A 24,120-nucleotide genomic window follows, 5' to 3' on the forward strand; every position below is an offset into this window, starting at 1 on the left:
TTGCGAAGTGCTTCCAGCGAATCGGCTCCGAGCGTACGACCGACTTGGTGGACGACATCAAGAACCTCGGCTTCTACTATGCGACCGTTTCAGGGACGACCGTCGCCGTTAGCGACCTGACCGTCCCCGACGAGCGCGAGAAGATTCTGACCGACGCAGACAACATGGTTCAGACCGCCGAGCGCGAATACCGCCGTGGCATGCTCTCCGAGGATGAACGGTATCAGCGGACGGTCGACGTGTGGCGCGAAGCCAAGGATGACCTCGAAAGCCTGATGAAGGACACGCTCGATCCGTATGGCCCGATCGCCATTATGGCGCTTTCCGGCTCAACGAAGGGTGGGTTCGGTCCAATCACGCAGTTGGCCGGTATGCGCGGTCTGATGTCCGATCCGTCGGGTCGAATCATCGACCTGCCGATCCGCAGTCACTTCCGCGAGGGACTGAACGCGCTCGAGTACTTTATCTCGACGCACGGTGCGCGTAAGGGCCTTGCCGATACGGCGCTGCGTACCGCCGACGCAGGGTATCTGACTCGCCGCTTGGTGGACGTTGCGCAGGATGTGATCGTGAACCGCACCGACTGCGGAACCAACCGCGGTCTGGCAATTCGCCGCAGCGACGATGTCGCCGGGCAGACGCTGTTCGAGCGTATCGTCGGCCGTTCTGCGTCCCATGACCTGCATGATCCGGAATCCGGCGTGCTGCTGGTTGCGCGCAACCAGATGATCGACGAGGATGTCGCTGAGCAAATTCAGAATTCGAAGGTTGAAGAGGTTCTGGTTCGCAGCCCGATGACGTGCGCGTTGATCCATGGCATCTGCGCGCTGTGCTATGGCCGCGACCTCGGTCGTGGCGACATGGTTGGGATCGGGTCGGCCGTCGGGATCGTAGCGGCCCAGTCGATCGGCGAGCCGGGCACGCAGCTGACCCTGCGGACGTTCCACAGCGGTGGTACGGCGCAGACCTCGGGCGACATCACGAGTGGTTTGCCTCGTGTCGAGGAGCTTTTCGAAGCTCGCAAGAAGCCCAAGGGCGAAGCGGTCATGACCGACATCTCGGGCACGCTGCACCTGATCAAGAAGGAAGGCGTGCGCTTCGCACAGGTGACCAACGCGCAGGTGTTCCGCACTGAGGTCAAGATCCCCGAAGGGTGGGCTATCGAGGTCGAGGAAGAGCAGGACGTGAAGTCCGGCGCTGTCCTTGCCCGTGCGCCGGAAGCCGACGGGGCGATTACCGCCGAGATGGATGGCACGGTCCACATCGAGGATCGCACGCTGTACCTGCGTTACGAAGTCGTGACGACGGAGGAGTACGAAATCCCTTCGAACGCACGTTTGATCCCGGGGATCGAGGACGGTATGCAGGTGCATGCCGGCCAGCAGTTGACGGACGGCGCCAAGAACCCGCACCGCATCCTGCACGTGATGGGCGAAGACGCGACGCAGTTGTACTTGCTGACCGAGGTGCAGAAGGTGTACCGCGCGCAAGGCGTGAACATCGCTGACAAGCACTTCGAGATCATGATCCGCAAGATGCTTTCGAAGGTGCAGATCACGCATGGCGGTTCGACCGAACTGCTGCCGGGTGAACTGATCGATCGGCTGCAGTTGATCGATCGCAACGAGCGCGTGATCGCCGAGGGTGGTGAGCCTGCCAAGGCGGCCCCCGTGCTGCTGGGCATTTCTAAGGCCGCGCTCAACACCGACAGCTTCCTTTCGGCGTCGAGCTTCCAGCACACCATCAAGGTGTTGGCTGGCGCTGCAATCGAAGGCAAGGTCGACCGGCTCTACGGCCTCAAGGAGAACGTGATCATCGGCAAGCTGATCCCTGCCGGCACGGGCTTCCATACCTATCAGGATCGCGAGCTGATTGCGCCGAATACGACCCTCGAGTCGCAGGGCGCGCTCGACCGTGACACCGAACTCTTCGACGAGTCGGACATGGACGAGAGCCTGAGCATGAACTAGCACGATCTTCGTGCGGAAGAATCAAACGGGACGGATCACAGCGATCCGTCCCGTTTTGTGTGCCGAACCTGTCTGCAGCTGACGATCGACTACTGTGGCTTTTGTGACAGAACGGACCCAATGTCGTCGCCACGGCGAACCGCCACGAACGGGATACCTGCGCTGCGCAGCGCGGCGCGTACAGGCTCGGCAGTCAGAAGCGAGTTGAACGACCCGGCATCGACCAGAACAACCGAAGGGCGAATACCGCGCCGCTGGAGTCGTGCAGCACGCGGAACCCACGACGGATCGACCGATGCCGTTACGATGATCAAGGTCGTGCCGCGCGTGAAGTACTGGGTCTCCATTTGCAGCATGCGCTCAAGCGTTTGCTCCGACAGACTGCGGGCAATAGACAGCGCCTCAAGCATGTCGTTGAGCTGTCGGCGTGACCGGTCGGGCTGGAGGACGCGCCGAGTCGGGATGTGAGCCATGAAGCCCACCGACCGGTCGCTATTCAAAAAGTGCGTGGCGATCGATGCGCTGCACACGGCGACGTACTCCTCGGTCGAGGGCGGAATGCCCGGCGCGCGCGGTATGATCGGGCCGATCCCGTTGATGCGATGGATTGACGGGTCTTCAACCAGTGTTTGCGCAGAAAAGTCGGCGAAAAGCCAAAGGTCGACGATCGGATCGATCTCGAACTCCTTGACGATCAGTTTTTCTTTGCGCGCCGTGCTGCGCCAGTGAATTCGGTTGATGCTGTCGCCGGGGACGTAGTCGCGCACGCCTGATGCATTGGTCGTAATGGTTGGCGAGCGTTTGCGCTGGGTTTCGCCACCCGATGCGAAACCGGCAGGCAGCGCGAACCGCTTCATCGACACGACTTCAGGGAAGACGACAATGCGCCGTTCGCCTTTGATCACGCGTGGCGAGACGAAGAACCCGAACGGATCGCCGCTCACGATGGTGAGGCCACCTAGCCGGAATTCCCCGCGCGAGACGCACAGCGTTTTGACGGTCCAATGGTAACGGCCTCGTGCGGGCAGCGCCGGAACAACGTGGCTGGCGCGATGATTCGGGAGGGTCGAGTGGTCCCGTATTTCGAGCCACAGCTTAGGTAGGAAGGCGGTATTGCGCACTGAGAACGCTTCTTCGATCGACTTGCCGACCTGAGCAGCTTGGGCATGCGTGCGTCGCGAAATCCGCACCCATCTCACGGCAAAGACCGCCCAGACAAGCGAGATGAATAACAGCCCGCCTAACAAATATGCTACGTTGAACAGCACCGACTCGCCGGTGAAAAGCCCGCCCAACAAGCTGGCGGAAATCATGATGTAGATAATGTTGCGGCGGTTGGAGTGCGTTGTCATCGCGCTTAGCGGGCAGAAGCACCCGGCACCGGCGTGTATTGCAGGACCTCTTGCACGATGATCCGAGTGTTCTCGTCGCGATCGTTGGCAATAATGCGATGCGCGAGCGTGACTTCGGCGAGCGCCTTGACATCGTCGGGGACGACATAATCACGTCCGGCCATCGCGGCGCGGGTCTGCGAGCAGCGGAACAGCGCCAGCGAACCACGCGGGCTTGCGCCGAGGTACACCTTCGGGTGATTGCGCGTCGCATTCACGATCTCTACGATGTACCGTTTGATCTCCTCGGCAACATACACATCGCGGACCGCCGCTTGGGCGGCAGCCAGCTCCTGAACTGTGACGACCTGCCGCATATTGTTGATCGGATGCTCGTACTGCTGGGCGCTCAGCACAACCAATTCTTCTGCCGGGCTCGGGTATCCGAGTTGAATACGGATCAGGAAACGGTCGAGCTGTGCTTCTGGAAGCGGGAAGGTGCCTTCGTACTCGATCGGGTTCTGTGTTGCGATGATGAGGAAGGGGTCGTACATCTGGTAGGTATGACCGTCAACCGTGACCTGCCGCTCCTCCATCGCTTCAAGGAGCGCCGACTGGGTCTTAGCAGTCGCGCGGTTGATCTCGTCTGCGAGTACGATCTGGGCGAAAATGGGGCCCGGGCGAAACTCGAACTGACGCGACTCCTGATTGAAGATGCTGACACCGGTGACGTCCGAGGGCAGCATGTCCGGCGTGAACTGAATGCGGCTGAACCGAATGCCCATCGAACGCGCCAACGCCCGCGCCAGCATGGTCTTTCCCACGCCGGGGATGTCCTCGAGGAGAATGTGGCCCTGTGAGAGTAGTCCGAGGACGGTCAGGCGGATTTCGTTGCGCTTCCCGAAGATGACTTGTCCTACCGACTGTACGATCCGTTCGGCGACAGTCTGAACTGTCGCAACGATGTTTTGGACGTCTCCGGGTGTGCGGGTTGCGCGATCATTCATCGTGTGCGTTCACTCGATATTCTGGCTTGCGACATTATAGTGGTAGAAATGCTTCGGGAGACCACGGTCTCCCTACGGCACGAGTACGTAAAGCTCACGTCTTGACCCCAGTATACCGCCTCGATTGTTTTTGCGCGCCGTCGGATTTCTGCTACAATGTGATGGTTATTTGCACCTAAAACGCATTCGCAGAAACCACTCGAGAACGGGAGCGGACGGCCAATGGCGAAATCGCGGACGGAGTTGATGGTAGATCGCTTGCGCGATCTGCACGCGGCCGGGCCCGGCATGGAAGCTTCCGCTGTGATCAGTGTCGATGGGTTGAGCATTGCCTCGTCGCTGCCTGTCGGCGTAGAGGAAGACCGTGTCTCTGCGATGTCTGCTGCGATGCTGTCGCTGGGCGAGCGCATTTCCGTGGAGCTTCAGCGTGGCATGCTCGAACAGGTTTATGTACGCGGGAAAAAAGGGCTGGTCGTCCTCGTTTCCGTAGGGAGCGAGGCGGTCTTGACTTCTCTTGTTCGGGAAGACGCCCGGCTCGGGCTGATCTTCCTTGAAATGCGCCGGGCAGCGGACGATCTCGCCGAGCTGATTTAACGCCCTCGGTCGCGTTCCCTGCGTCGTTCTAGCGTTTTCCGGCGGGCCCATGTGGCCCCGCCGCGTTTTTTGTGTAATGCGTAACGAGGCGTCTGCTCAATGTCGAATCCGAAGTACGTATTCCTTACCGGCGGTGTGGTGAGTTCCGTAGGCAAAGGTGTCACGGCCGCTGCCATCGGACGAATCCTCAAGGCACGCGGCCTGAAGGTCGCCATACAAAAGCTCGACCCGTATCTCAACGTGGACCCTGGTACGATGAGCCCGTATCAGCACGGCGAGGTGTTCGTCACGTCCGACGGCGCCGAGACCGATCTCGACCTCGGGCATTACGAGCGGTTTATCGACGAAGAGCTGAACAAGACGTGCAACGTCACCGCTGGCCAAGTCTACAGTCACATCATCGGAAAGGAACGGCAGGGCGACTATCTCGGCGGAACCATCCAAGTCGTCCCGCACATTACGAACGAGATCAAGCGGCGAATCAAGATGGTCAGTCTCGACAGCAGCCCGGACGTGGTGCTCGTTGAAGTCGGCGGCACGGTCGGGGATATCGAAGGGCAGCCCTTCCTTGAAGCGATTCGTCAGATGCGCCAGAATCTCCCGCGCGAAGACACGTGCTACGTACACGTGACGTTTCTTCCCCATATCGGGGCGACAGGCGAGCTTAAGACCAAACCGACGCAGCACAGCGTGCGCGATCTACGCAGCGTCGGTATCCAGCCGCACGTCATCATCGCCCGGACCGACTATCCTGTCAGCAAGGACGTAACGCAGAAGATCGCGCTGTTCTGCGATGTCGACGAGTCCGCGGTTATCCCGTTGGTGACAACCGATCTGCTCTACGATGTACCGCTGGCCTTGGAAGATGCCGGTTTGGGCGATTTCATCGTCAAGAAGCTTCAGCTTGATCGTGTTGCCAAGACGCCCGCGCTCGAGGACTGGCGCGCGATGGTGCGGCGCATGCGCCAGCCAAGACGCACGGTCAGAATCGGGATCATCGGGAAGTACGTTGAGCTCCATGACGCGTACATGAGCGTGAAAGAGGCCGTGTTCCACGCGGCAAGCCTGCTCGAAGCCAAGGCGGATATCGCTTGGATTCACTCCGAGAAGCTGGAACGCGGGCGTGATCTCGAAGAACTTGAGACTCTCGACGGGATCATCGTTCCCGGCGGATTCGGTCAACGTGGGATCGAAGGTAAGGTCCTTGCCGCTCGGTATGCACGCGAACACAAGGTGCCGTACCTCGGGCTGTGCCTCGGCATGCAGACCATGTGCATCGAGTTCGCGCGCAACGTGCTGCACCTCGAGGACGCCAACAGTGCGGAATTTGAGAGCACGAGCGAACACAACGTGATCGACCTCATGCTCGATCAGAAGGACGTGACTGAGCTGGGCGGTACGATGCGACTGGGGCACTATGTGTGTAAGCTCAAGCCGGACACCGCCGCGTGGGAAGCCTATCGCAAGCTCGAGTCGGTCTCCGAGCGGCACCGTCATCGGTTCGAGTTCAATAACGAATACCGTGAGGCGTTCGAGCAGGCAGGCATGGTCTTCAGCGGCCTAAGCCCGAACGGCACCCTCGTTGAGATTGCCGAAGTCGGAGACCATCCGTACATGCTCGGGTCGCAGTTCCATCCCGAGTTTGCGAGCCGGCCCAACAACCCCCATCCGTTGTTTGTCGGCCTTGTCCGTAGTGCCCTGCAGCGTCAAGCGATGCCGCAGAAACCCGCCGTAACTGAAGGATAAACTCCATGTCACTCAAGTCGTATATCGCCGCTATGCCCAAGGTCGACCTTGGCCTGACGTTCGAGGGCGCCGTTCCGCTCGCGTCGTGGCTGAGCCTCGCCGATATGAACGAAATACCGCTGCGGTCGAAGCAGGTCGCCCCGATCGTGAAGGTGCTCGAGTCGCCTGATCCTGCTTCGCTTGACGGGCTCTATAGCTCGCTTGGCGAATGGGTCTTCAACATCGAGGATCTCGTGCGATTGGTCTATGACGCAGGTGTTGCGCTGGCCAAGCAGAATGTCCTCTATGCTGAGATGTCGATCACTCCGACGCGCTACACCGCCAGTGATGTCACGTTTGAGTCGCTGATGGAAGCCCTCAGCGATGGCCGTCAGCGGGTTGAGCGCGGATGGGGGACGAAGATCGGCTGGGTTTTCAACATCCCGCGAGACGAGGCACGCCGTGCCGACGAAATCGTTCGTTCGGCAAACAGTCCGGCAGGCCGCAAGCATGCGGTTGTTGCGGTGGGGCTGAGCGGCGACGAGACCGATCAGCAGTTGGTGAATTACGAGCGTGCGCTCACCGGTGCCGAGCGGAAAGGGATCGCACGCGTAATCCGCGCAGGCGAGCAGACCGGCGCACTCGGCATCCGCGAAGTGCTTAACGAACTCCCGGTATCGCGGATCGTAACCAGCTTTCCAGTTGCATCTGATGCCGAGCTTCTAGCCCAGCTTGCGGGTTCGGACGTGACGGTCGATGTTGCACTCGCGCTCGCGGAAATGCTCGGTACGAGCGGCTCGGGCGTGAGCTACCCGCTGGCGGAGTTAGTCAATGCGGGCGTGTCCACCACAGTGACGGCATTGGCGCCGGCACGCTTGGGCAAATCGACCGGCGATGTGTTCGAAGCCGCCGCCGACCTCGGGCTGGATGTCGATCAGATTGATGCGCTGGTACTGAATGCGGTCGCTGCTTCCGGCCTTGATGACGACGAACGGGTGGCACTTGCGCAGCGCATCCGCGATGCGCAGAGCGCACTTCGCGCCGAACAGCTTGCTTAGGAGGACGCATGAGTCTGAAGGATCGAGTAGCCATCGTAACTGGCGCGAGCCGGGGAATTGGGCGGGCGATCGCTATGGACCTCGCCGCGCGTGGCGCATCGGTGGTGGTCAATTACAACGCCAGTCCCGGTGCCGCAAACGAGGTTGTCGAGGCGATTGCGGCAGCAGGGGGAAACGCGATCGCCGTTCAAGCCAACGTGAGCGACGAGGCGCAGGTTGAGGCGCTGTTCAAAGCCGCAATCGATACCTACGGCAAGGTCGACATCCTCGTGAATAACGCCGGTACGACGCGCGACAACCTGATCATCCGCATGAAGCCCGAGGATTTCGACGCGGTGATCGAGACCAACCTCCGAAGCGCGTGGTTGTGCTGCAAGGCGGCAATTGGCGCGATGATGCGCAAGCGGTACGGCCGGATCATCAACGTGAGCAGTGTGAGCGGTGTGGTCGGGCAGGCGGGACAGACCAACTACAGCGCTTCGAAGGCCGGCATGATTGGCTTGACCAAGTCGCTGGCACGCGAGTACGCCAACCGCGGCATTACTGTCAACGCCGTCGCGCCCGGGTTCGTATTGACCGACCTGACGAAGGACCTCCCCGAAGACCTCGTCAAGCAGCTCAACGCGGTCATTCCTGTCGGACGGTGGGGAACGGTCGAAGAAGTCGCAAGAGCTGTCGCGTTTTTTGCCGCAGAAGATAGTGCGTACGTGACAGGGCAAGTGCTCAACGTCGATGGTGGCATGGCGATGTAGGGTGCTGCCCGACACACCGTGCTTTGTGTCACGACAACAGGTGCGTCAGCGGACGCGCCTGTTTCGATTCAGTGCCTCGCTGAATTGGAACTTGTGTTCGCATCTCCTGGCAGGATAGCGTTACAATAGACACACTGAAGGAGGGCCAGCAGATGCCGTATCCTGCCTAAGATGTCAGGAGAGCGGCGCAGCTGGAAGTGAGGAACGGATGACGTTCGACCGTGATAAGCTGAAACAGCATCAGGCAAACCGCGAGGCATGGGAGCGCGAGACACTAGGTCCGACGCTTGACAGACTGCCTGAGCGGCGAGATCGTTTCGTCACACAATCGAGCGTGCCCATCAATCGGCTGTACACGCCCGCAGATGTGCCAGACCTCGACTATGAGCGCGATTTAGGCAACCCCGGAGAGTATCCATTCACGCGCGGGATTCACGCTACCGGGCACCGCGGGCGGCAGTGGACGATGCGTATGTTCGCCGGCTTTGGCACGGCAGAGGAGACCAACGCTCGCTTCAAGTATCTCATCTCGGAAGGCAACATGGGCCTGTCCGTGGCCTTCGACCTGCCCACCTTGATGGGGTACGATACGGACGCGCCAGAAGCATTGGGCGAGTTCGGGTCGTGCGGTGTCGCCGTGAGTTCCCTCGAGGACATGGAAATCCTGTTCGACGGTATCCCCCTCGAGCAGGTCACAACCAGCATGACGATCAACAGCCCGGCCGCCGTGCTGTGGGCCTACTACATCGCTGCGGCAGAAAAGCGCGGAATCAATCCGGCGCGGCTGCGCGGGACACTACAAAACGATATTCTGAAAGAGTTCATCGCGCAGAAAGAGTACATCTTCCCGCCAAGACCGTCGATGCGCCTTGTCACCGACACGATCGAGTACGGGACGCGGCATCTTCCCGAGTGGAACACGATCAGTATCAGCGGGTATCACATCCGCGAGGCAGGCAGTACGGCAGTGCAGGAGCTGGCCTTCACGCTTGCCGATGGGTTGGAGTATGTGCGCTGGGGTCTTGAGCGTGGTCTCGATATTGACGAGTTCGCGCCGCGTCTGAGCTTCTTCTTCAACTGCCACAACGACTTCTTCGAGGAAATTGCGAAAATGCGCGCGGCGCGCCGAATTTGGGCACGGGAGATGCGCGAGACGTTCGGAGCACGCAACCCGCGGTCATGGTTTATGCGCTTCCATACCCAGACCGCGGGCGTAGCGCTTACCGCACAGCAGCCGGAAGTGAACGTAGTCCGGGTGGCAATTCAGGCGCTCGCAGCGGTCCTTGGAGGTACACAGTCACTGCATACCAACAGCTTGGACGAGGCATTGGCCCTGCCAAGCGAACACGCGGTTCGGATCGCGCTGCGTACTCAGCAAGTCATCGCCGAGGAGACTGGCGTCGCGAACACCGTCGATCCGCTCGGCGGGAGCTACTTTGTCGAGGCGCTGACCGATCAGATCGAAGCCGAGGTCTACGCCTATTTCCGGCGAATCGAAGAGTTGGGCGGCGTGCTTCCCGCCCTCGATGCCGGGTTCTTCCAGCAGGAAATCGCCGACGCAAGTTACCGGCATCAGCAGGAATTGGATCGCGGCGAACGCACGATTGTCGGCGTCAATCGGTACGTGACCGATGAACCATTGCGTATCCCGATTTTGGAGATGGATCCGAACGGCTATCAGCGTCAAGTCGAACGCCTGCAGCGCCTGCGCGAACGGCGCGATGCGGGGCAGGTCGAGCAGTCGCTCAACCGGCTTCGCAACGCGTGCGACGATCGAAGTGAGAATCTGATGCCGTACCTGCTTGATGCGGCGCGCGCCTATGCGACGCTCGGTGAGACGATGGCCGTGATGAAGCAGGCATTTGGTCTGTATCAGGAGCCGATGTCGATCTGACATCAGCAGAGCCGCTACCGGTCGAGAAGCCGGCTTCGAGGTAATCGAGACGACACGATACGAGGGGGAACCATGCCGCGGATGATCCTGATCGACGGTCATGCGGTTGCGTACCGGCAGTTCTTTGCGCTGCCCGTCGAAAGCATGTCCACGCGCGGGGGAGAGCCGACTAATGCCGTCTTCGGGTTCACGCGCATCCTGCTTGACATCCTGCAGAAAGACCGGCCCGACTACCTTGCGGTGAGCTTCGACATGGGGCTGAGCGGGCGCGACGCGCTGTTCGAGGAGTACAAGGGAACGCGCGAGAAAATGCCGGACGAACTCCGGTCGCAGCTCGAGCGTATCGATGAAGTCGTGCGTGCCTTCAATATCCCTGTATTGACGCTGGATGGCTACGAGGCCGACGACGTTATCGGTACGGCAACCCTGCAGGCTGAAGCGCAAGACGTGGCGTCGCGGATAATCACGGGCGACCGAGATCTGCTCCAGCTTCTCAGTGACCACGTTACAGTTCAGCTGCCGTCGCGCGGGGGGCCGGACGAGATCTGGGATGTCGGCAAGTTCGTCGAGAAATATGGGCTGCAGCCGGGGCAGTTGGTGGACCTCAAGGCGCTCATGGGCGATTCCTCCGACAACATTCCCGGTGTGCGAGGCATCGGTGAGAAGGGCGCTACGAACCTCCTGCAAACGTATGGGTCGCTCGATGCCGTCTACGCGGCAGTCGATGAGTTCAAAGGCGCGCTGGGGAAGAAGCTGGTCGAAGGGCGCGACATGGCGTACATCAGCCAGCGCCTAGCGCGCATCCAACGTGACGTGCCAATCACGCTCGATCTCAACAAATGCGTGGCACACGACTACGATGCCTCTGTCGTGCTCTCGGTGTTCGAAGCCCTGAACTTTCGTTCTCTGCGGGACAGGCTCATCAAGATTTCGACCCCGACGCAGCAAACACTGTTCGGCGACATGGAAACACCTGCCGCAGCATCGGACGAACCCGCCGCGCTGGACTTTGAGCCGCCCGCGCGCGCGGCCGACGTGGTCGAGACGGTGGTCGTTCGAAGCGAAGCCGCGCTTGCCTCGATGATCGAGGACTTGCGGGCGCGGGGTGAAATCGCCGTCGATACCGAGACTACCAGCCTCGACGCGATGATCGCCGAACTCGTCGGTATTTCGCTTTCAGGGGACGGGGTGCGTGCGTACTACATCCCCGTCGGGCACACGGCGACGGCACAGCTTCCGCTGGAGACCGTCGTTCGGGCGCTCAAGCCGGTGCTGGAGGACCCGCAAATCCCCAAGTACATGCACAACGTGACTTACGATCTCGTCGTCTTGCGCAGGCATGGCATCGACGTTCGCCCGATCGCGATGGACACGATGGTCGCCGAGTGGCTCCTCAACCCGATCAGCCGCAATCTGGGGCTGAAAGACCTCACGTTTGCGCGCCTGCGCGACGATAACAACCGTCCGATCTTCATGACGCCGATTTCCGACCTGATCGGCACGGGAAAGAAGGCGATCTCATTCAGCGATGTCGATGTCGAGCAAGCGGCGCCGTATGCCGCGGCCGACGCCGCCATGACACTGCGCCTTGAACAGCAGCTTTCGCGTGAGATTGCCGAGGGCGGGCTCAAGGAAGTCCACGAGGCACTTGAACTGCCGCTGCTGCCCGTCGTCGTGTCGATGGAACAGGCCGGCGTGGTGCTCGACACCGGATTTCTTGCGCAGATGAGCGAGCGCCTCGGCGAGCAGTTGGCCGGGTTGGAGCAGCACATCTACGAACTCGCCGGAACGACCCTGAACATCAACAGCCCGCAGCAGCTCAGCGATCTGCTGTTCGGCAAGCTCGGTCTCCCTACCAAGGGCATCGGTAAGACCTCGCTGGGCTACACGACGAATGCCGCCGTACTGGACGAACTGCGCGACGCGCACCCCGTTGTGGGCGCCATCCTCGAGTACCGCGAGTTGTCGAAGCTCAAGGGGACGTACGTCGACGCCCTGCCCGCGTTGATTAACCCGTACACCGGACGTGTTCACACCAGCTACAACCTTACCGGGACCAGTACGGGGCGTTTGTCGAGTAGCAACCCGAATTTGCAGAACATCCCGATCCGCACCGAGGTCGGGCGGGAAGTCCGCCGGGCCTTCATCGCGCCTGAGGGCCATGTGCTGCTGTCGGTCGACTATAGCCAGATCGAACTGCGGGTGCTAGCGCACATCAGCGGCGACGATACGCTGAAGCAAGCATTTTACGACGGCCAAGACATTCACAGGGCCACTGCCGCCGCCGTGAACGGGATACCGCTGGAAGACGTCACCTACGAGCAGCGCAGCTTTGCCAAGCGGGTGAACTTCGGCCTTATTTACGGCATGGGCGCGTTCCGCCTCGCCCGAGACAGTGGCTTGACGTTGGCTGAAGCCGAAGACTTCATCCGGCGGTATTTTGCGCGCCTTCCCAAAGTGCAGGAATACATTCAGGTGGCGAAGGAACGCGCACGGTCACCCGAAGGGCTTAAGACCCTCGCCGGGCGTAGCCGCACATTTCCCGCGCTGCTCAATCCACGGGCAAGCCGGCAAATGGTTCAGGCCGAGGAGCGCGCGGCGATCAATCTTCCCATTCAGGGGAGCGCTGCCGATATCATCAACCTCGCTATGATCAAGCTGTACCGCGCACTGGCCGCGGAACGATTGCAGTCGGTGATGATCTTGCAGGTGCACGACGAGCTTGTACTGGAAGTCCCTGAGGATGAACTTGGGCGGATCAAGCCATTGGTCGTCGACACGATGGAATCGTCGTATCAGCTCGACCCGCCGCTCAAGGCCAATGCCGAGGTCGGAACGAACTGGCGAGACATGGAGTGATGCCGGTCGCGCCTAGTTGGGAACGATCAGGTCACCTTCGCCGTACACTTTGCCGGGCTGGATCGTAATCGGCCCGCGCAGGTCAGGCGTGGCGAACAAGTCATAGGTTGTGGCACCGGTCACTCGAACGGGCACGATTTCGCCTACGGGCAGCTCGCCTTCGACGATGACGTAGCCGTCGATTTCGGGCGCATCACGAAAACTGCGGCCCACGGTGACGGTCTCTCCGTTGGGAACGTCGACTTCGTCCACGCCAATGTCGTAACCCTCGACCAAGATATCCATCGACTTCCCGACCCACTTCTGGTTCTTGGCCAGGCTGATGCCCTGCTGCAGCTCCATGAGGCGATGCCAGCGCTCCTCCTTGACGTCGTCATCGACCTGATTGGGGAGCGTTGCGCTGGGCGTGCCGATCTCGTAAGAATACTTGAACGCGCCAACCCGATCGAACTCGAGGTCTCGTACGAACTTGAGCAGCCCATCAAATTCCTCGTCGGTCTCGCCCGGGTAGCCGACGATGAACGTCGTCCGGACCGCGAGATGCGGGATCGTCGTGCGCAGCTTGCCGATGGTGTCGTAGACCCACTCGACGTTGGCCGGGCGTTTCATCCGCTTGAGCGTTTCGCGGTGGCCGTGCTGCAGGGGAATGTCGAGGTAGGGCAGAACCTGCGGGTGTTTTGCCATCGTCTCCATGAGCCGATCGGTGACGTAACCCGGGTACGCATACATGACGCGAATCCACGGGATTCCGGGAGCAGCCTCGACGATCCGGTCCAGCAGGTGAGCAAGGCCGTCCTTCAAACCGAGGTCGTAGCCGTAGTCTGTGGTGTCTTGAGCGATGAGCAGCAGTTCCTTAGCGCCGAGTTCCTGAAGCTTAACGGCCTCAGCGACGATTGACTCGATCGGCCGGCTGACGGCAGTGCCTTTGATCTTGGGGATCGCGCAGAATGCACAGGGCCGACGGCAGCCGTCCGCAATCTTCAGATACGCACTCGCGCCTTGGACACTGGCGCGCAGGACCCCGCGCTCGTCTAGGCCGACGACCGGCGCGTCGGTCGGGAGGTGATACAGCGGCTCGGGGTGCTTGCGCGCGCGAAGCCGGGTCACGAGGTCGAAGATGTCCATCCAGCGGCGCGTACCGATGACGCCATCGAGCCCCGGGACATGCTGTACAAGCTGTTCACCGTACCGCTGAGACAGGCAGCCTGCGGCGATGACCATCTGATTGCTTCGTTTTAGCCCCACCAACTCACGCAGCGCCGAGATTGACTCTTCCTTGGCGGCGTCGACAAACCCACACGTATTCACGATTAGGACTTCGGCTCGCGAGGGATTGTCCTCGGCATGCATGCCGTTAGCGGACATGATCTGAGCCATGCTCTCGGAGTCGACAGTGTTCTTGGAACACCCGAGGCTGAGCAGATAGTAATTGCCTTTGCGATTCCTACGCGACATGGACTGTTTCCTGTTGGACTGGCGTGATTATAGTGACAGATGAGCCGCGGTCTACGGGGACTTGGTCGCCGTGACATTAGGCGGCGTGACGCGCGGCGGCACAACCGCCGATGGGGTCGGCGTGGCAGCTGGTGTTTGAGTCTCGGTCGGCGGCGGCGGTTCGGTTGACGTTGCCGACACGGTCGGCGTATGTGTCTCGGTCGGCGGCGCGATTTCTGTCGCCGTGAACTCTGGCGTGACCGACGCCGTTGGCGACAGCGTTGGCGTCGGGCTTGGGCCGTCTGTCGGCGTTGGAGTTTGTTCGGCAAGCAACGTCGCAGCGAGCGATTCCGGGGTTAGTGAGGGCGTGGGCGTGACATTCTCAGTCGGTTCGAAGCCGGGGCCGGTCTGAATGGATACGCTGCCGTTAGGCCGGAAGACGACCTCAACCGCTTGCCCGCGGCCCCCGAACTTGGGTTGCGGAACACCGTTGTACGTGACGACGAGCGATTCGGCGTTGCTACTGCTCAAGATGATCTCGTTGACCGCGCGATATTCGAGCGTCAGCTCTTCCGGCGCCACTAGACCGGCGAATAGCTCGGCGCCGTCCACAACGAGGCGAACCCACGCGCGTTGGGTGAAATCGACGGTGACCAGCACCGGCTCGCCTTGATAGTTCTGCTGGCTGCGGACTTCCAGCGTTGGCGTGCGAACTGTTGTAGGGGAGGGGCGCGGCGTGAACGTCAGCGTCGGTGGTAGATCGGCCAGCTCGCCGCTGTTCGGGTCCTGCACGACATCCTCCGTAACGGTCGGTGTGCGCTGCAGCAGCTCTAGGGCGATAAACGCGATTACGATCAACGATGCTGCGGTGAGCGTCACGATGACCAGCACATTCAGCACGCCGCGACCACGGCGCGACCGGCGCGCTCGTCGACTGCCAAACGTTTCCGGGCGGGACGCGTTAGTAGGGTCGCCGCTTGCCAAGCGAGCGCTCGACACGGTAGGCGGCCGTGCATCCACAGAGGCCGGGCGAACGTCGGCCCCGTTGTTCCGCGTGCTCTTGCTGGGTGGCCGGGCGCTCGATCGGCGCCGGTTGCGGGTGGGACTCTGCGAGTCTGCGTAGTGCTGCAGGATTTGCTCGGCGTCCAAACCGAGAAATGTCGCATAGTTCGACAACATGCCGCGTATCTGCGCTGGCGAAAGCTCAGGGAACGTAAACGTGCCCTGTTCGAATGACTCGAGAGTCGCAGTGGGGATGCGAGTCTTCGCGCGCGCGTCGTCGAGCGTCAGCTCGCGCTCTTCGCGTGCTTTGTGAAGAAGTTGACCGAGAGAATACGAGTCCATTTGTGCCTAACAAAACAGCCCCGCGCGGTATGCGACGGGGCTATTCTATCACTTGAATGCGCCGAATTTAGGCGTCAGCACTGGCCTCGGTCGCTTCGGGTTCGACGGTTTCCGTATCGGTACCCTCCGCTGCGACTTCGAGAGCCTCTGCATCAGACGCACCGGAGGCTGCGGCTTCGCGCTTGGCGAGGAACTCGTTCAACTCCTCCTCGCGCACGATCGTAATCTTGAGCATCGGTGCAGTTTCGGTGCCGAGGCGAACCGGGACGTCGTGCGTGCCGACTTCGCGCAGCGGCTGCTGGCTGATACGGCGGCGGTTGATGTCGATGCCGGTGACGCGGTTCAACTCGTCGGCAATTTCCTGTGTCGTGACTGAGCCGAACAGCTTTCCGGTGCTCGCCGCGCGGCGCCCGAAAATCAGCTCGACACCGTCGATCAGCTTCGCCAGCTCGTTGAGGCGCTCTTCGAGCGCTGCACGCTTGATCGCCGCCTGTTCGCGCAGACGGGCAGCCCGCTTGAGTTCGCCTTCGGTTGCCTTCACAGCCCTGCCGCTGGGAATCAGGTAGTTGCGGGCAAAACCGTCCGCAACGTCAATGACCTCGCCCTCGACGCCGTGCTTGTAAACGTATTCCAGCAGAATGACCTTCATGCCCGTGTCCTCAGATGATTAATCGCCCGCATCCGGCCCGGAAAGCAGGCGCGATTCAATGGTCCCGTGCGAAACGTGGAGGCGATTATACTGGCACGGGGAGGCTGTGCCAACCCTAAACTGGTCGCTAACCCCGCGTGCCGATTTGTTCAACACCGATGCGCGTGATCGATGCCGTGCCAGCGGCGATGAATCGGTCGAGTTCGATCTGAACGGCGTTGTTCGGACCGAGATAGCGCTGGGGATTCCTAATACGCAAATCCTGCTCGGTGACCCGCATCGGGACGTACGTTCCGGTGTTCCAGTCGAATACGCTCAGTTCGGTGTTCTGAAGCTGCGCCGACCCGCGTTCGACACGGACTATGAGCTCGTCCACCTCAGCCAAGACGCTTGTCGGTACTGGTGTAAACCGATAGGAGACCTTGCCTCGGGCTAGATAGCTGATGAGATTTGGCGTCGATTCGGTAGCGGCCTCGTCCTCCAAGAGCAGCCAGGTAAACTGGTCGACCGAAATGCGATCGCTTTCGCCCGGTGCGGCTTCAAGGTCGGCATCGAGCTTCACGATGTACAGGGACGTATCGACTGCCTGCCGTGCGCTGCTGGAGACAATTTCTTCTGTGGGGGCCGACTCTGTCCAGCCGACGAGATAGACACCATCCCCGCGGGATGTCGTACTGAACTGGTCGACGATGAACGTCGACAAGAAGGTTTGACGCCGCTGTTCGGCCTGGTCGATCGTTGACGATGTCTGCGGGAGGCCGAAGAATACTGCGGAGCGGTATGATTCTGCGCCGATGATGTCGCGTGCCGTTTGATCTGGCCCGGTCATCGATTCTCGGCCGCGCGAGATGAAGCGCGATTGGGACGGCGAATAGTACGCGACGGCGTTCTGGACCGGCGCTGCCGGAATCGGCGTCGCAGGATTCCGGACAAGATCGACATCTATGAGCCGGATTTCGCCCGGCATGAGGGGGGAGTCTAGGCGGTGCGCACCGGCGCGTGTCAAGATCACTGGATCGAGCAACGGGACGGTAAGCTCGTTGCGTACCGAACCACGCACCTGCAAGATGTCTTCTGCTGCACGGCTGACGACCGAGACACGCCCATTGATGTCGGGTCGTTGAATTGCTCCGTCCGTAACGAAACCTGCCATAAAGCTTGCATCGACCGAAAAGTCCTCGGCCGAGAACGTATCGCTCTGAGAGATCTGTAGGGGGCTGGCCTGATTGGTGAAAAAGCCTCCGGCGGCTGTACGCAAGAGGGGCCGCAGGGCACGTCCGTCCTCGACAGACAAATCGTAGTTGGCGCGCCGCGGGCTGAGCACGCCGACAAGCTGCCGCAAGTGTGCGTCCTCGGCATCCGGCCACGATTCGATGATCGACAGCCGGCTGAGCGTGACATCGGTGCCGCGCAGGTTGAAACCCGTGACCCAAGCCGCGATTGTAAACACGGCAATCAGTCCCGGAACCGTTAGCCAAGCAAACTCGCGGCGGCCGATACGGGATAGGACAAAGTAGTTGACCGGGCCGATCAATGCGACGTAGGCCAGCAAGAATGCCAGCATAGTCAGCGCCTCAGGAAGCGCGGTAACGCCCGGCAGAATTTCGATTGCGGTGTAGCCTTGGCTCAGGTTCAAGAAACCGAGATTCCACGCCGGCCGTGGCGCGCGGCTTGTGATCATGGACAGCCACAGCGTGTCGAGGCCGGGCCATGACGTGAATGGGGCAGAGGCCGGGTCAAACGCGACGTAGTCCACGATGCCGGCGCCAAGCTCACGACGGGCGATCAACGGGATGCCGCTGCTGTCTGACACCAACACGCGGCCGCTTTCCTGCAAAGATCCCGTGGAAACCACCGAATCCGTCTGCGCGATGGCCACGGCCGAGGAAGACCACGCCCTCAGTGCCGCAAAATCGCTGCTCACAACACTAGAATCGGGCACGATCGGAAGCAGAGGTTGCAGTCCCGCTGCTGTGGGCTGCCACTGTGCCCCGCCCACAACGATCAGATGGCCGCCGTGCGTTACGTAATCCTCGATGGCATCTCGCTGACGGGTGGTCAGTGCGCCAGTGTCGGCCGCGGCGATGTACAGTACGTCTGCTGCCTGCAATCCGACCTGATGATCGGGCAGATTCTGCGTAAAGACATCCGACTGTGTGACCGATTGCCCATACGCGGCAGCAGCTGAAAGGTTGGCGGTGCGGCCCAGCGTGTCACTAACTCGGACGTATAACCGCTCCTGCGGCAGGACAGCACGTACCGACGTTTCGGCTTCGGCGGCAATCAAGCCTTCGTCGGTTACCACTTCAATCCGGACGGTATCGGCGAAAGAGCGCAGTCCGACGTACAGCGTGAGCGCCTGCTGCGTATCCGGGCCGATCGAAACGGGTGTACGTGACGTGTGCGTTAGTCCACGCGAGCGCTCCGGACGGGCAACGATTTCACCAGTGAAGCTACGTGTACCGGCATTCTCGAGGCGAATGGCGAGTGGCGTCCACATGTTGTCCCGGAAACGCCCGGCAAAGCCCGCTTCGACGTTGACCGTCAGCGTGACGAGCCCTGCGTTCTGCGCGCCAACCGGAGGCGCAAAGGACAGGATGCTCAGCAGGGCCAGGACAAAGATCAGGCGACGTTTCACGTGTTTACCTCAGACGCTTGCTCGACGGCATACTTATTCGCGCGGCAGTGGCGGTGGACCATCGAAGAACAAACTCCACCACATCTCCCACGTCTGCGGCTGATCAATACCGGACTCGAATTCGCCGGTGTTGATCGGTGGTGGCGTCGGGGTAATCGAATCCGCGGAGGGGATCGGCACGAACAGCTTATCGCCGGGCCGGATCATCTTGCCGCGGCCGCGCGCCCAGTTCTCGACGTAGAAGTCGCTCAGCGAGTAGTCGCGTTCAGCCAGCAGTACGGCCTGCTCGGTTTCGAGCTGGGCAATCTCCAATTGCACGAGTTCATATGCTTCTTGGAGAGGTCGCCCTTGAGCGATGCGCGCGCTGAAATTGATCGTGAGCAACAGGCCGACCGCCAACACCACTGCGAACATGATTTGCAGGCTCGACACCTGCGTGCTGGCGCGTGTCGCTGGTCGTTGACGCTGGCGCGCAGGCGGTGCCTGAACGGTGGGTGGGGGACTGTCGCTGCTCATATAACCATTCTACGCGCATCCCAGCGACCAAACAAAAACCCGACACAAGGGTCGGGTTTTCTGCGTGATGCCGAAGGTGGGAGTCGAACCCACACTCCCGTAAGGGAACTACGCCCTGAACGTAGCGCGTCTGCCAATTCCGCCACTTCGGCCTGTGTGTGCGCAGTATAGCAGAATTGCGCTTCGTGTCAAGCAAGAACAAGGCGTGGGTTGATCGTCTTGCTGGGCGGCTGTGAAATACCCTCAAATCGTGTAGTATTGAGAGCAGGCCGCAAGGCGGAAAAGCAAAGGAAGCCGAGATGATCAGACTCTTGCGACATGCGACTATGGGGCTTCTCCTGGTACTCAGTTCGATTGTCGTATCCGCACAGACGGCGACAGCCACGCCGGCCGCCACTGGGCCGACTTCGAACGTGGCGATCTTCTATGTTGCATGCGAAACGACAGGTGTCGTCAACTTCACCGGGCAGATGCAGGCGGGGTATGACGTCTATTACCAGCTGTTTTCTGGCGCGGGCGGCTCCGGCACTGCCCTGAGCGGGCTGCGGCGAGCAGTGGTCAATGGTGCCTATGCGTTTAGCGAAGTCGTAACGTACAGCGGCGGCACCGTCGCGGCAGGCGCAGTCGGAAGCGTAAATGTCTCGATCGCGCGCGAGACAGACTCGACACGTTCGATCTACTCGACGACGGTCAATGACCTTCAGGACGGGTGCGCATCGCCGCAGAATCCGGTCGGCACCAGTACCGATCTCGGTGACACCGGCACATCAACCACGACGCCGGTGAACACGACTCCGATCCTCTCTCCGTTCGGCGGCGAGCTCAACCCGGGCTACGTACCTACGTCTCCAGACACTGTCGTAATCGGCGCGCGCGACTTCAGCGATCCGCGGCAAGAGACGCCGGGGCTGATCTTCGCCGAGTGCGACGACTATCCGATCGCCAACCCGGGCCTAATCTACGACACGGATCGCGTCGTCGTGTTCTGGTCGTGGTTTGCCAAGACGCCCGAACAGGTTCAGCAGCACATTGACAACGCGATCTACGAAGTCGGTTACTTCGGGTCCAACCCATTCCTGCGGCCCGTCGTACGCACGCCGATTCAGCAGCGTGGCCGGGACTGGTGGGTGTTCTACTACGTCGATCTGGGCTTCGTGCGCCCGGGGACATACCCGGTCGCGTACGGTGTGCGCTGGGAAAACCCGATATCGGATGGGTATGACGATTACGGTCCCGGTACGGCGAACGAACGAATCGACAGCAACTGCGACTTCACCGTGGTACCGAATCCTTCGGGAATTACCCCGTCATACACGTTCCCGTGAATCTAGCCGATTCTGCACAGACGTTGTTTGGTGTCGAACTGACCGAGTCTCAGCTCGGTCAGTTCGACCGTCTCACGGCTGAACTGCTGCTGTGGAACGCACACACTAACTTGACCGCGATCACAGACCCGCAGGAGATCGTTCTCCGGCATTATCTGGATTCCCTTTCGCTGATCCCGGCGCTGAAGCTTGCGGACGGGATGCGGCTCGCGGATGTGGGCAGCGGGGCAGGATTTCCCGGCCTCGCGCTGCAGATTGCGATACCAAGGCTGTATACCACCATGATCGAGGCGACAGGGAAGAAGGCGAGATTCATCGCGCATGCGATTGATGCGCTCGGCCTTGATCGTGCCCGCGCCCTTGCTGCGAGGGCCGAGGACGCCGGGAGGAACCCGCATCAACGGGCGAAGTACGACATCGTTGTGGCGCGGGCAGTTGCGCGACTCCCCGTGCTGGTCGAGTATCTGCTACCGCTTGCCAAGGTCGGCGGGGTGTGCGTGGCGATGAAAGGGACAACCGCCGAGGCCGAGACCATGGATGCGCAAGGCGCACTAGCGACGCTCGGCGGTGAAGTCGAACGAATCGACCGGGTTGAGCTGCCCGGGCTCGATGACCCGCATTTCCTCGTCATCATGCGAAAGACCAAGGCAACGCCGTCGGGCTTCCCCCGCAACTCCGGCATTCCGTCGAAGAAGCCGCTCACATAGGCGCGCCCTTGCGGGCGTACGTGGTTCGCCAGCCCTCCGCTGGTATAATCCATTTAAGGTGAATAGAACGCTATTGGAGAGAATGCTCATGGGTGCAGTGGATCAGCTTGATTCCGCGCTTACGCCGTCGTTTACACCTGAACACGAGGCGCTTCAATCGCTTGTCCGGCGGTTCGCACAGGAGAAGATCAAACCGATTGCGGAGCAGTTCGACGAATCCGGCGAGTTCCCGCTTGAGACGATTCGCGAGATGGGCCGCCTCGGGCTGATGGGCATTGAGGTGCCGGAGGAATATGGCGGCGCCGGAATGGATACGCTGGCGTACGTAATCACGATGATCGAAGTCGCCAAGGCGGATGCTAGCCACAGCACGATCTTGAGTGTCAATAATTCACTGTACTGCCATGCGCTCATGGCTTTCGGGACCGAGGAGCAGAAGCAGCAGTTTCTCGTTCCGGTCGCCAGCGGCGAGAAGATCGGGGCATACAGCCTGACCGAGCCGATGAGCGGGAGCGATGCGGCGACGATGTCGAGCCGCGCGGTCTTGAGTGACGATGGCACGCACTACGTCATCAATGGGCGCAAGTCGTGGGTGACCAGCGGTCCGGTTGCAGATTTCATGATTCTCTTCACGATGACTGATGCGGAGCGCGGCAACAAGGGCATTACGGCGTTTCTGATCGACGCCGCGCAGCCCGGCCTCAAGCGCGGCAAGAAGGAACCGAAACTCGGCATTCGAGCAAGTGCGACGAGCGAAATTCTCTACGAAGACTACCACGTGCCTGTCGCGAACGTGCTGGGTAAGGTCGGTGAAGGGTTCCGCATCGCGATGCAAGTGCTGGATGCCGGACGCATCGGGATTGCGTCGCAGGCGCTGGGTATCGCGGAAGCGGCATACGAGACGGCGCTCGAATATGCGCGTATGCGCCACGCGTTCGGTGGCCCGATCGGGCAGTTCCAGATGATTCAGCAGAAGGTCGCTGACATGCGCACCCGGATTGAAGCATCACGACAGTTGATCTATCACGCCGTGCTGGCCAAGGCACGTGCCAAACAGACGGGCGGGCGTTACACCACCGAGGCGAGCATGGCCAAACTGTTCGCCAGCGAAACGGCCGCGTTCGTCACAGACGAGGCGCTGCAGATTCACGGCGGAATGGGATACTCCAAGGAGCTTCCGCTGGAGCGCTACTATCGAGACGCACGCATTACGCGCATCTACGAAGGCACGAGCGAAATTCAGCGCATGGTGATCGCCCGCAACGAACTGGGACTGCGGTAAATGCGTGGCAGCGGATTTTTCGAACACGGGCCGGTCGATGTCGTTCAGGTGATCGACGACCTGGCGGTACCCGAGCCCGGTCCGGGCGAAGTCCGGGTTGCGATCAAGGCAGCGGCCCTCAACCGGCTTGACCTGTGGGTGCGTGACGGGTGGCCGGGCCTCGAACTGCACATGCCGCACATCACCGGCAGCGATGGTGCGGGCGTGATCGACACGCTGGGCGCTGGCGTATCAGGGTATACCGCGGGTGATCAGGTCTGTATCGACCCGACGATTGTGCCAGCGGACAGCCCCGCGTTGATGACCGGCATGGAGAATCAGAGCCGCATCGCCATTCTGGGCGAACACGTCAGCGGCACGGCGGTTGAATACCGCTGCATTCCGGCCCGTAACTTGCTTCGGTTGCCCGATGGCGTGACTTTCGAAGCCGCTGCGGCGGCAGGGCTCGTGTACGTGACGGCGTGGCATTCGCTGATCACGCGAGGTGGGCTTCGCGCGGGTGAGACCGTCCTGATCGTCGGGGCGGGTGGTGGCGTGAATACGGCGAGTATTCAGATCGCCAAACTAGCCGGTGCGCGTGTCATCGTCGTGGGTAGCAGCGCTGAAAAGTGCGAGAAGGCGGCGGCGCTTGGCGCGGACGTTACGATCGACCGGAGTAACGTGCCGTCGTGGAGCAAAGAGGTCTTCCGGCTGACCGATCGGCTTGGCGTGGATGTCGTCGTCGACAATGTCGGGCAAGCAACGATGTTCGACAGTATCCGGTCGGCGCGAATCGGGGGTCGGATTCTCGTGGTCGGAAACACCAGCGGCCCGAAATTCGAGCTCGACCTGCGCTACATCTTCAGCAAACACCTGTCCATCATTGGCAGCACGATGGGGCCGCATCAAGATTACGTGCGGGTGATGAATCTCGTCTTCTCCGGTGCGCTCAAGCCGGTAGTGGGGGCGGTGCTGCCGCTGGAGCAGGCTGGTGAGGGGCATCGGATCCTTCAAGCGGGCGATACCTTCGGCAAGGTCGTCATTCAGGTGTAGACG

Annotated in this window: 18 protein-coding genes and 1 tRNA gene; 11 read left to right on the forward strand and 8 right to left on the reverse strand. The window is 61.0% G+C overall.

The annotated features are described in order from the left end of the window. The first annotated feature begins 314 nt into the window (after window positions 1–314). Window positions 315–1,970, forward strand: coding sequence for a hypothetical protein (locus IPM16_05860; protein MBK9122633.1), 1,656 nt, complete (start codon window positions 315–317; stop codon window positions 1,968–1,970). Window positions 1,971–2,059: 89 nt separating this feature from the next. Here the strand turns inward: IPM16_05860 and IPM16_05865 are convergent, their stop codons facing one another. Beyond that, entirely contained in the window at window positions 2,060–3,322 is a 1,263-nt protein-coding gene (locus tag IPM16_05865) for a DUF58 domain-containing protein (GenBank protein MBK9122634.1), read from the reverse strand. Between the two features lie 5 nt (window positions 3,323–3,327). Beyond that, window positions 3,328–4,308, reverse strand: a complete 981-nt coding sequence (locus IPM16_05870) for a MoxR family ATPase (GenBank protein MBK9122635.1) — start codon at window positions 4,306–4,308, stop codon at window positions 3,328–3,330. Between the two features lie 222 nt (window positions 4,309–4,530). Between IPM16_05870 and IPM16_05875 the strand changes: the two genes are divergently transcribed. From IPM16_05875 to polA, 6 genes are all read left to right on the forward strand, one after another. After that, window positions 4,531–4,902: a roadblock/LC7 domain-containing protein gene (locus IPM16_05875; protein MBK9122636.1), complete on the forward strand. Its 372-nt coding sequence runs from the start codon at window positions 4,531–4,533 to the stop codon at window positions 4,900–4,902. A gap of 99 nt (window positions 4,903–5,001) precedes the next feature. Beyond that, the gene (locus IPM16_05880; protein MBK9122637.1) at window positions 5,002–6,648 is read left to right on the forward strand and encodes a CTP synthase; all 1,647 of its coding nucleotides are present in this window, start codon (window positions 5,002–5,004) and stop codon (window positions 6,646–6,648) included. Window positions 6,649–6,653: 5 nt separating this feature from the next. Next, window positions 6,654–7,685 (forward strand): hypothetical protein, encoded by a 1,032-nt coding sequence (locus IPM16_05885; GenBank protein ID MBK9122638.1) that lies wholly within the window; start codon window positions 6,654–6,656, stop codon window positions 7,683–7,685. An 8-nt stretch (window positions 7,686–7,693) separates the two neighbouring features. After that, window positions 7,694–8,437, forward strand: a complete 744-nt coding sequence (gene fabG, locus IPM16_05890; protein ID MBK9122639.1) for a 3-oxoacyl-[acyl-carrier-protein] reductase — start codon at window positions 7,694–7,696, stop codon at window positions 8,435–8,437. Window positions 8,438–8,645: 208 nt separating this feature from the next. After that, the gene (locus IPM16_05895) at window positions 8,646–10,331 is read left to right on the forward strand and encodes a methylmalonyl-CoA mutase family protein (protein ID MBK9122640.1); all 1,686 of its coding nucleotides are present in this window, start codon (window positions 8,646–8,648) and stop codon (window positions 10,329–10,331) included. Window positions 10,332–10,403: 72 nt separating this feature from the next. Continuing rightward, on the forward strand, window positions 10,404–13,190 hold the full coding sequence (gene polA, locus IPM16_05900; GenBank protein ID MBK9122641.1) for a DNA polymerase I: 2,787 nt from the start codon (window positions 10,404–10,406) through the stop codon (window positions 13,188–13,190). Between the two features lie 12 nt (window positions 13,191–13,202). Here the strand turns inward: polA and rimO are convergent, their stop codons facing one another. The 6 genes from rimO to IPM16_05930 form a co-directional block, all read right to left on the reverse strand. Further along, the gene (gene rimO, locus IPM16_05905) at window positions 13,203–14,645 is read right to left on the reverse strand and encodes a 30S ribosomal protein S12 methylthiotransferase RimO (protein ID MBK9122642.1); all 1,443 of its coding nucleotides are present in this window, start codon (window positions 14,643–14,645) and stop codon (window positions 13,203–13,205) included. A 51-nt stretch (window positions 14,646–14,696) separates the two neighbouring features. Then, window positions 14,697–15,968 carry a DUF4115 domain-containing protein gene (locus IPM16_05910; protein MBK9122643.1) on the reverse strand — a complete coding sequence of 424 codons (1,272 nt, stop codon included), beginning with the start codon at window positions 15,966–15,968 and terminating at the stop codon, window positions 14,697–14,699. 67 nt (window positions 15,969–16,035) lie between these two features. Further along, entirely contained in the window at window positions 16,036–16,617 is a 582-nt protein-coding gene (rplI, locus tag IPM16_05915) for a 50S ribosomal protein L9 (GenBank protein ID MBK9122644.1), read from the reverse strand. Window positions 16,618–16,744: 127 nt separating this feature from the next. Then, window positions 16,745–19,255 (reverse strand): hypothetical protein, encoded by a 2,511-nt coding sequence (locus IPM16_05920; protein ID MBK9122645.1) that lies wholly within the window; start codon window positions 19,253–19,255, stop codon window positions 16,745–16,747. Between the two features lie 33 nt (window positions 19,256–19,288). Further along, window positions 19,289–19,771 (reverse strand): hypothetical protein, encoded by a 483-nt coding sequence (locus IPM16_05925; protein ID MBK9122646.1) that lies wholly within the window; start codon window positions 19,769–19,771, stop codon window positions 19,289–19,291. Between the two features lie 68 nt (window positions 19,772–19,839). Further along, a tRNA-Leu gene (locus IPM16_05930) sits at window positions 19,840–19,923 on the reverse strand. 147 nt (window positions 19,924–20,070) lie between these two features. Between IPM16_05930 and IPM16_05935 the strand changes: the two genes are divergently transcribed. The 4 genes from IPM16_05935 (at window position 20,071) to IPM16_05950 (ending at window position 24,117) form a co-directional block, all read left to right on the forward strand. Next, window positions 20,071–21,096, forward strand: a complete 1,026-nt coding sequence (locus IPM16_05935; GenBank protein MBK9122647.1) for a hypothetical protein — start codon at window positions 20,071–20,073, stop codon at window positions 21,094–21,096. Continuing rightward, window positions 21,093–21,803, forward strand: coding sequence for a 16S rRNA (guanine(527)-N(7))-methyltransferase RsmG (rsmG, locus tag IPM16_05940; GenBank protein MBK9122648.1), 711 nt, complete (start codon window positions 21,093–21,095; stop codon window positions 21,801–21,803). The genes IPM16_05935 and rsmG overlap by 4 nt, the downstream gene beginning before the upstream one ends. A gap of 88 nt (window positions 21,804–21,891) precedes the next feature. Further along, on the forward strand, window positions 21,892–23,085 hold the full coding sequence (locus IPM16_05945; protein MBK9122649.1) for an acyl-CoA dehydrogenase family protein: 1,194 nt from the start codon (window positions 21,892–21,894) through the stop codon (window positions 23,083–23,085). After that, window positions 23,086–24,117 carry a zinc-binding dehydrogenase gene (locus tag IPM16_05950; protein ID MBK9122650.1) on the forward strand — a complete coding sequence of 344 codons (1,032 nt, stop codon included), beginning with the start codon at window positions 23,086–23,088 and terminating at the stop codon, window positions 24,115–24,117. It begins immediately after the preceding gene. Window positions 24,118–24,120: the final 3 nt, after the last annotated feature.

The organism is Candidatus Flexicrinis affinis (assembly GCA_016716525.1).
Lineage (GTDB): Bacteria > Chloroflexota > Anaerolineae > Aggregatilineales > Phototrophicaceae > Flexicrinis > Flexicrinis affinis.

Excerpts from the sequence above, each read along its gene's own strand:
- IPM16_05865 (MBK9122634.1), bottom strand. The coding sequence starts at position 3,322 with ATGACAACGCACTCCAACCGCCGCAACATTATCTACATCATGATTTCC.
- IPM16_05885 (MBK9122638.1), top strand. The coding sequence starts at position 6,654 with ATGTCACTCAAGTCGTATATCGCCGCTATGCCCAAGGTCGACCTTGGC.
- IPM16_05870 (MBK9122635.1), bottom strand. The coding sequence starts at position 4,308 with ATGAATGATCGCGCAACCCGCACACCCGGAGACGTCCAAAACATCGTT.
- rimO (MBK9122642.1), bottom strand. The coding sequence starts at position 14,645 with ATGTCGCGTAGGAATCGCAAAGGCAATTACTATCTGCTCAGCCTCGGG.
- IPM16_05895 (MBK9122640.1), top strand. The coding sequence starts at position 8,646 with ATGACGTTCGACCGTGATAAGCTGAAACAGCATCAGGCAAACCGCGAG.
- polA (MBK9122641.1), top strand. The coding sequence starts at position 10,404 with ATGCCGCGGATGATCCTGATCGACGGTCATGCGGTTGCGTACCGGCAG.
- IPM16_05925 (MBK9122646.1), bottom strand. The coding sequence starts at position 19,771 with ATGAGCAGCGACAGTCCCCCACCCACCGTTCAGGCACCGCCTGCGCGC.
- fabG (MBK9122639.1), top strand. The coding sequence starts at position 7,694 with ATGAGTCTGAAGGATCGAGTAGCCATCGTAACTGGCGCGAGCCGGGGA.
- IPM16_05860 (MBK9122633.1), top strand. The coding sequence starts at position 315 with ATGGCGCTTTCCGGCTCAACGAAGGGTGGGTTCGGTCCAATCACGCAG.
- rplI (MBK9122644.1), bottom strand. The coding sequence starts at position 16,617 with ATGAAGGTCATTCTGCTGGAATACGTTTACAAGCACGGCGTCGAGGGC.
- IPM16_05945 (MBK9122649.1), top strand. The coding sequence starts at position 21,892 with ATGGGTGCAGTGGATCAGCTTGATTCCGCGCTTACGCCGTCGTTTACA.
- IPM16_05910 (MBK9122643.1), bottom strand. The coding sequence starts at position 15,968 with ATGGACTCGTATTCTCTCGGTCAACTTCTTCACAAAGCACGCGAAGAG.
- IPM16_05950 (MBK9122650.1), top strand. The coding sequence starts at position 23,086 with ATGCGTGGCAGCGGATTTTTCGAACACGGGCCGGTCGATGTCGTTCAG.
- IPM16_05880 (MBK9122637.1), top strand. The coding sequence starts at position 5,002 with ATGTCGAATCCGAAGTACGTATTCCTTACCGGCGGTGTGGTGAGTTCC.
- IPM16_05935 (MBK9122647.1), top strand. The coding sequence starts at position 20,071 with ATGATCAGACTCTTGCGACATGCGACTATGGGGCTTCTCCTGGTACTC.
- IPM16_05875 (MBK9122636.1), top strand. The coding sequence starts at position 4,531 with ATGGCGAAATCGCGGACGGAGTTGATGGTAGATCGCTTGCGCGATCTG.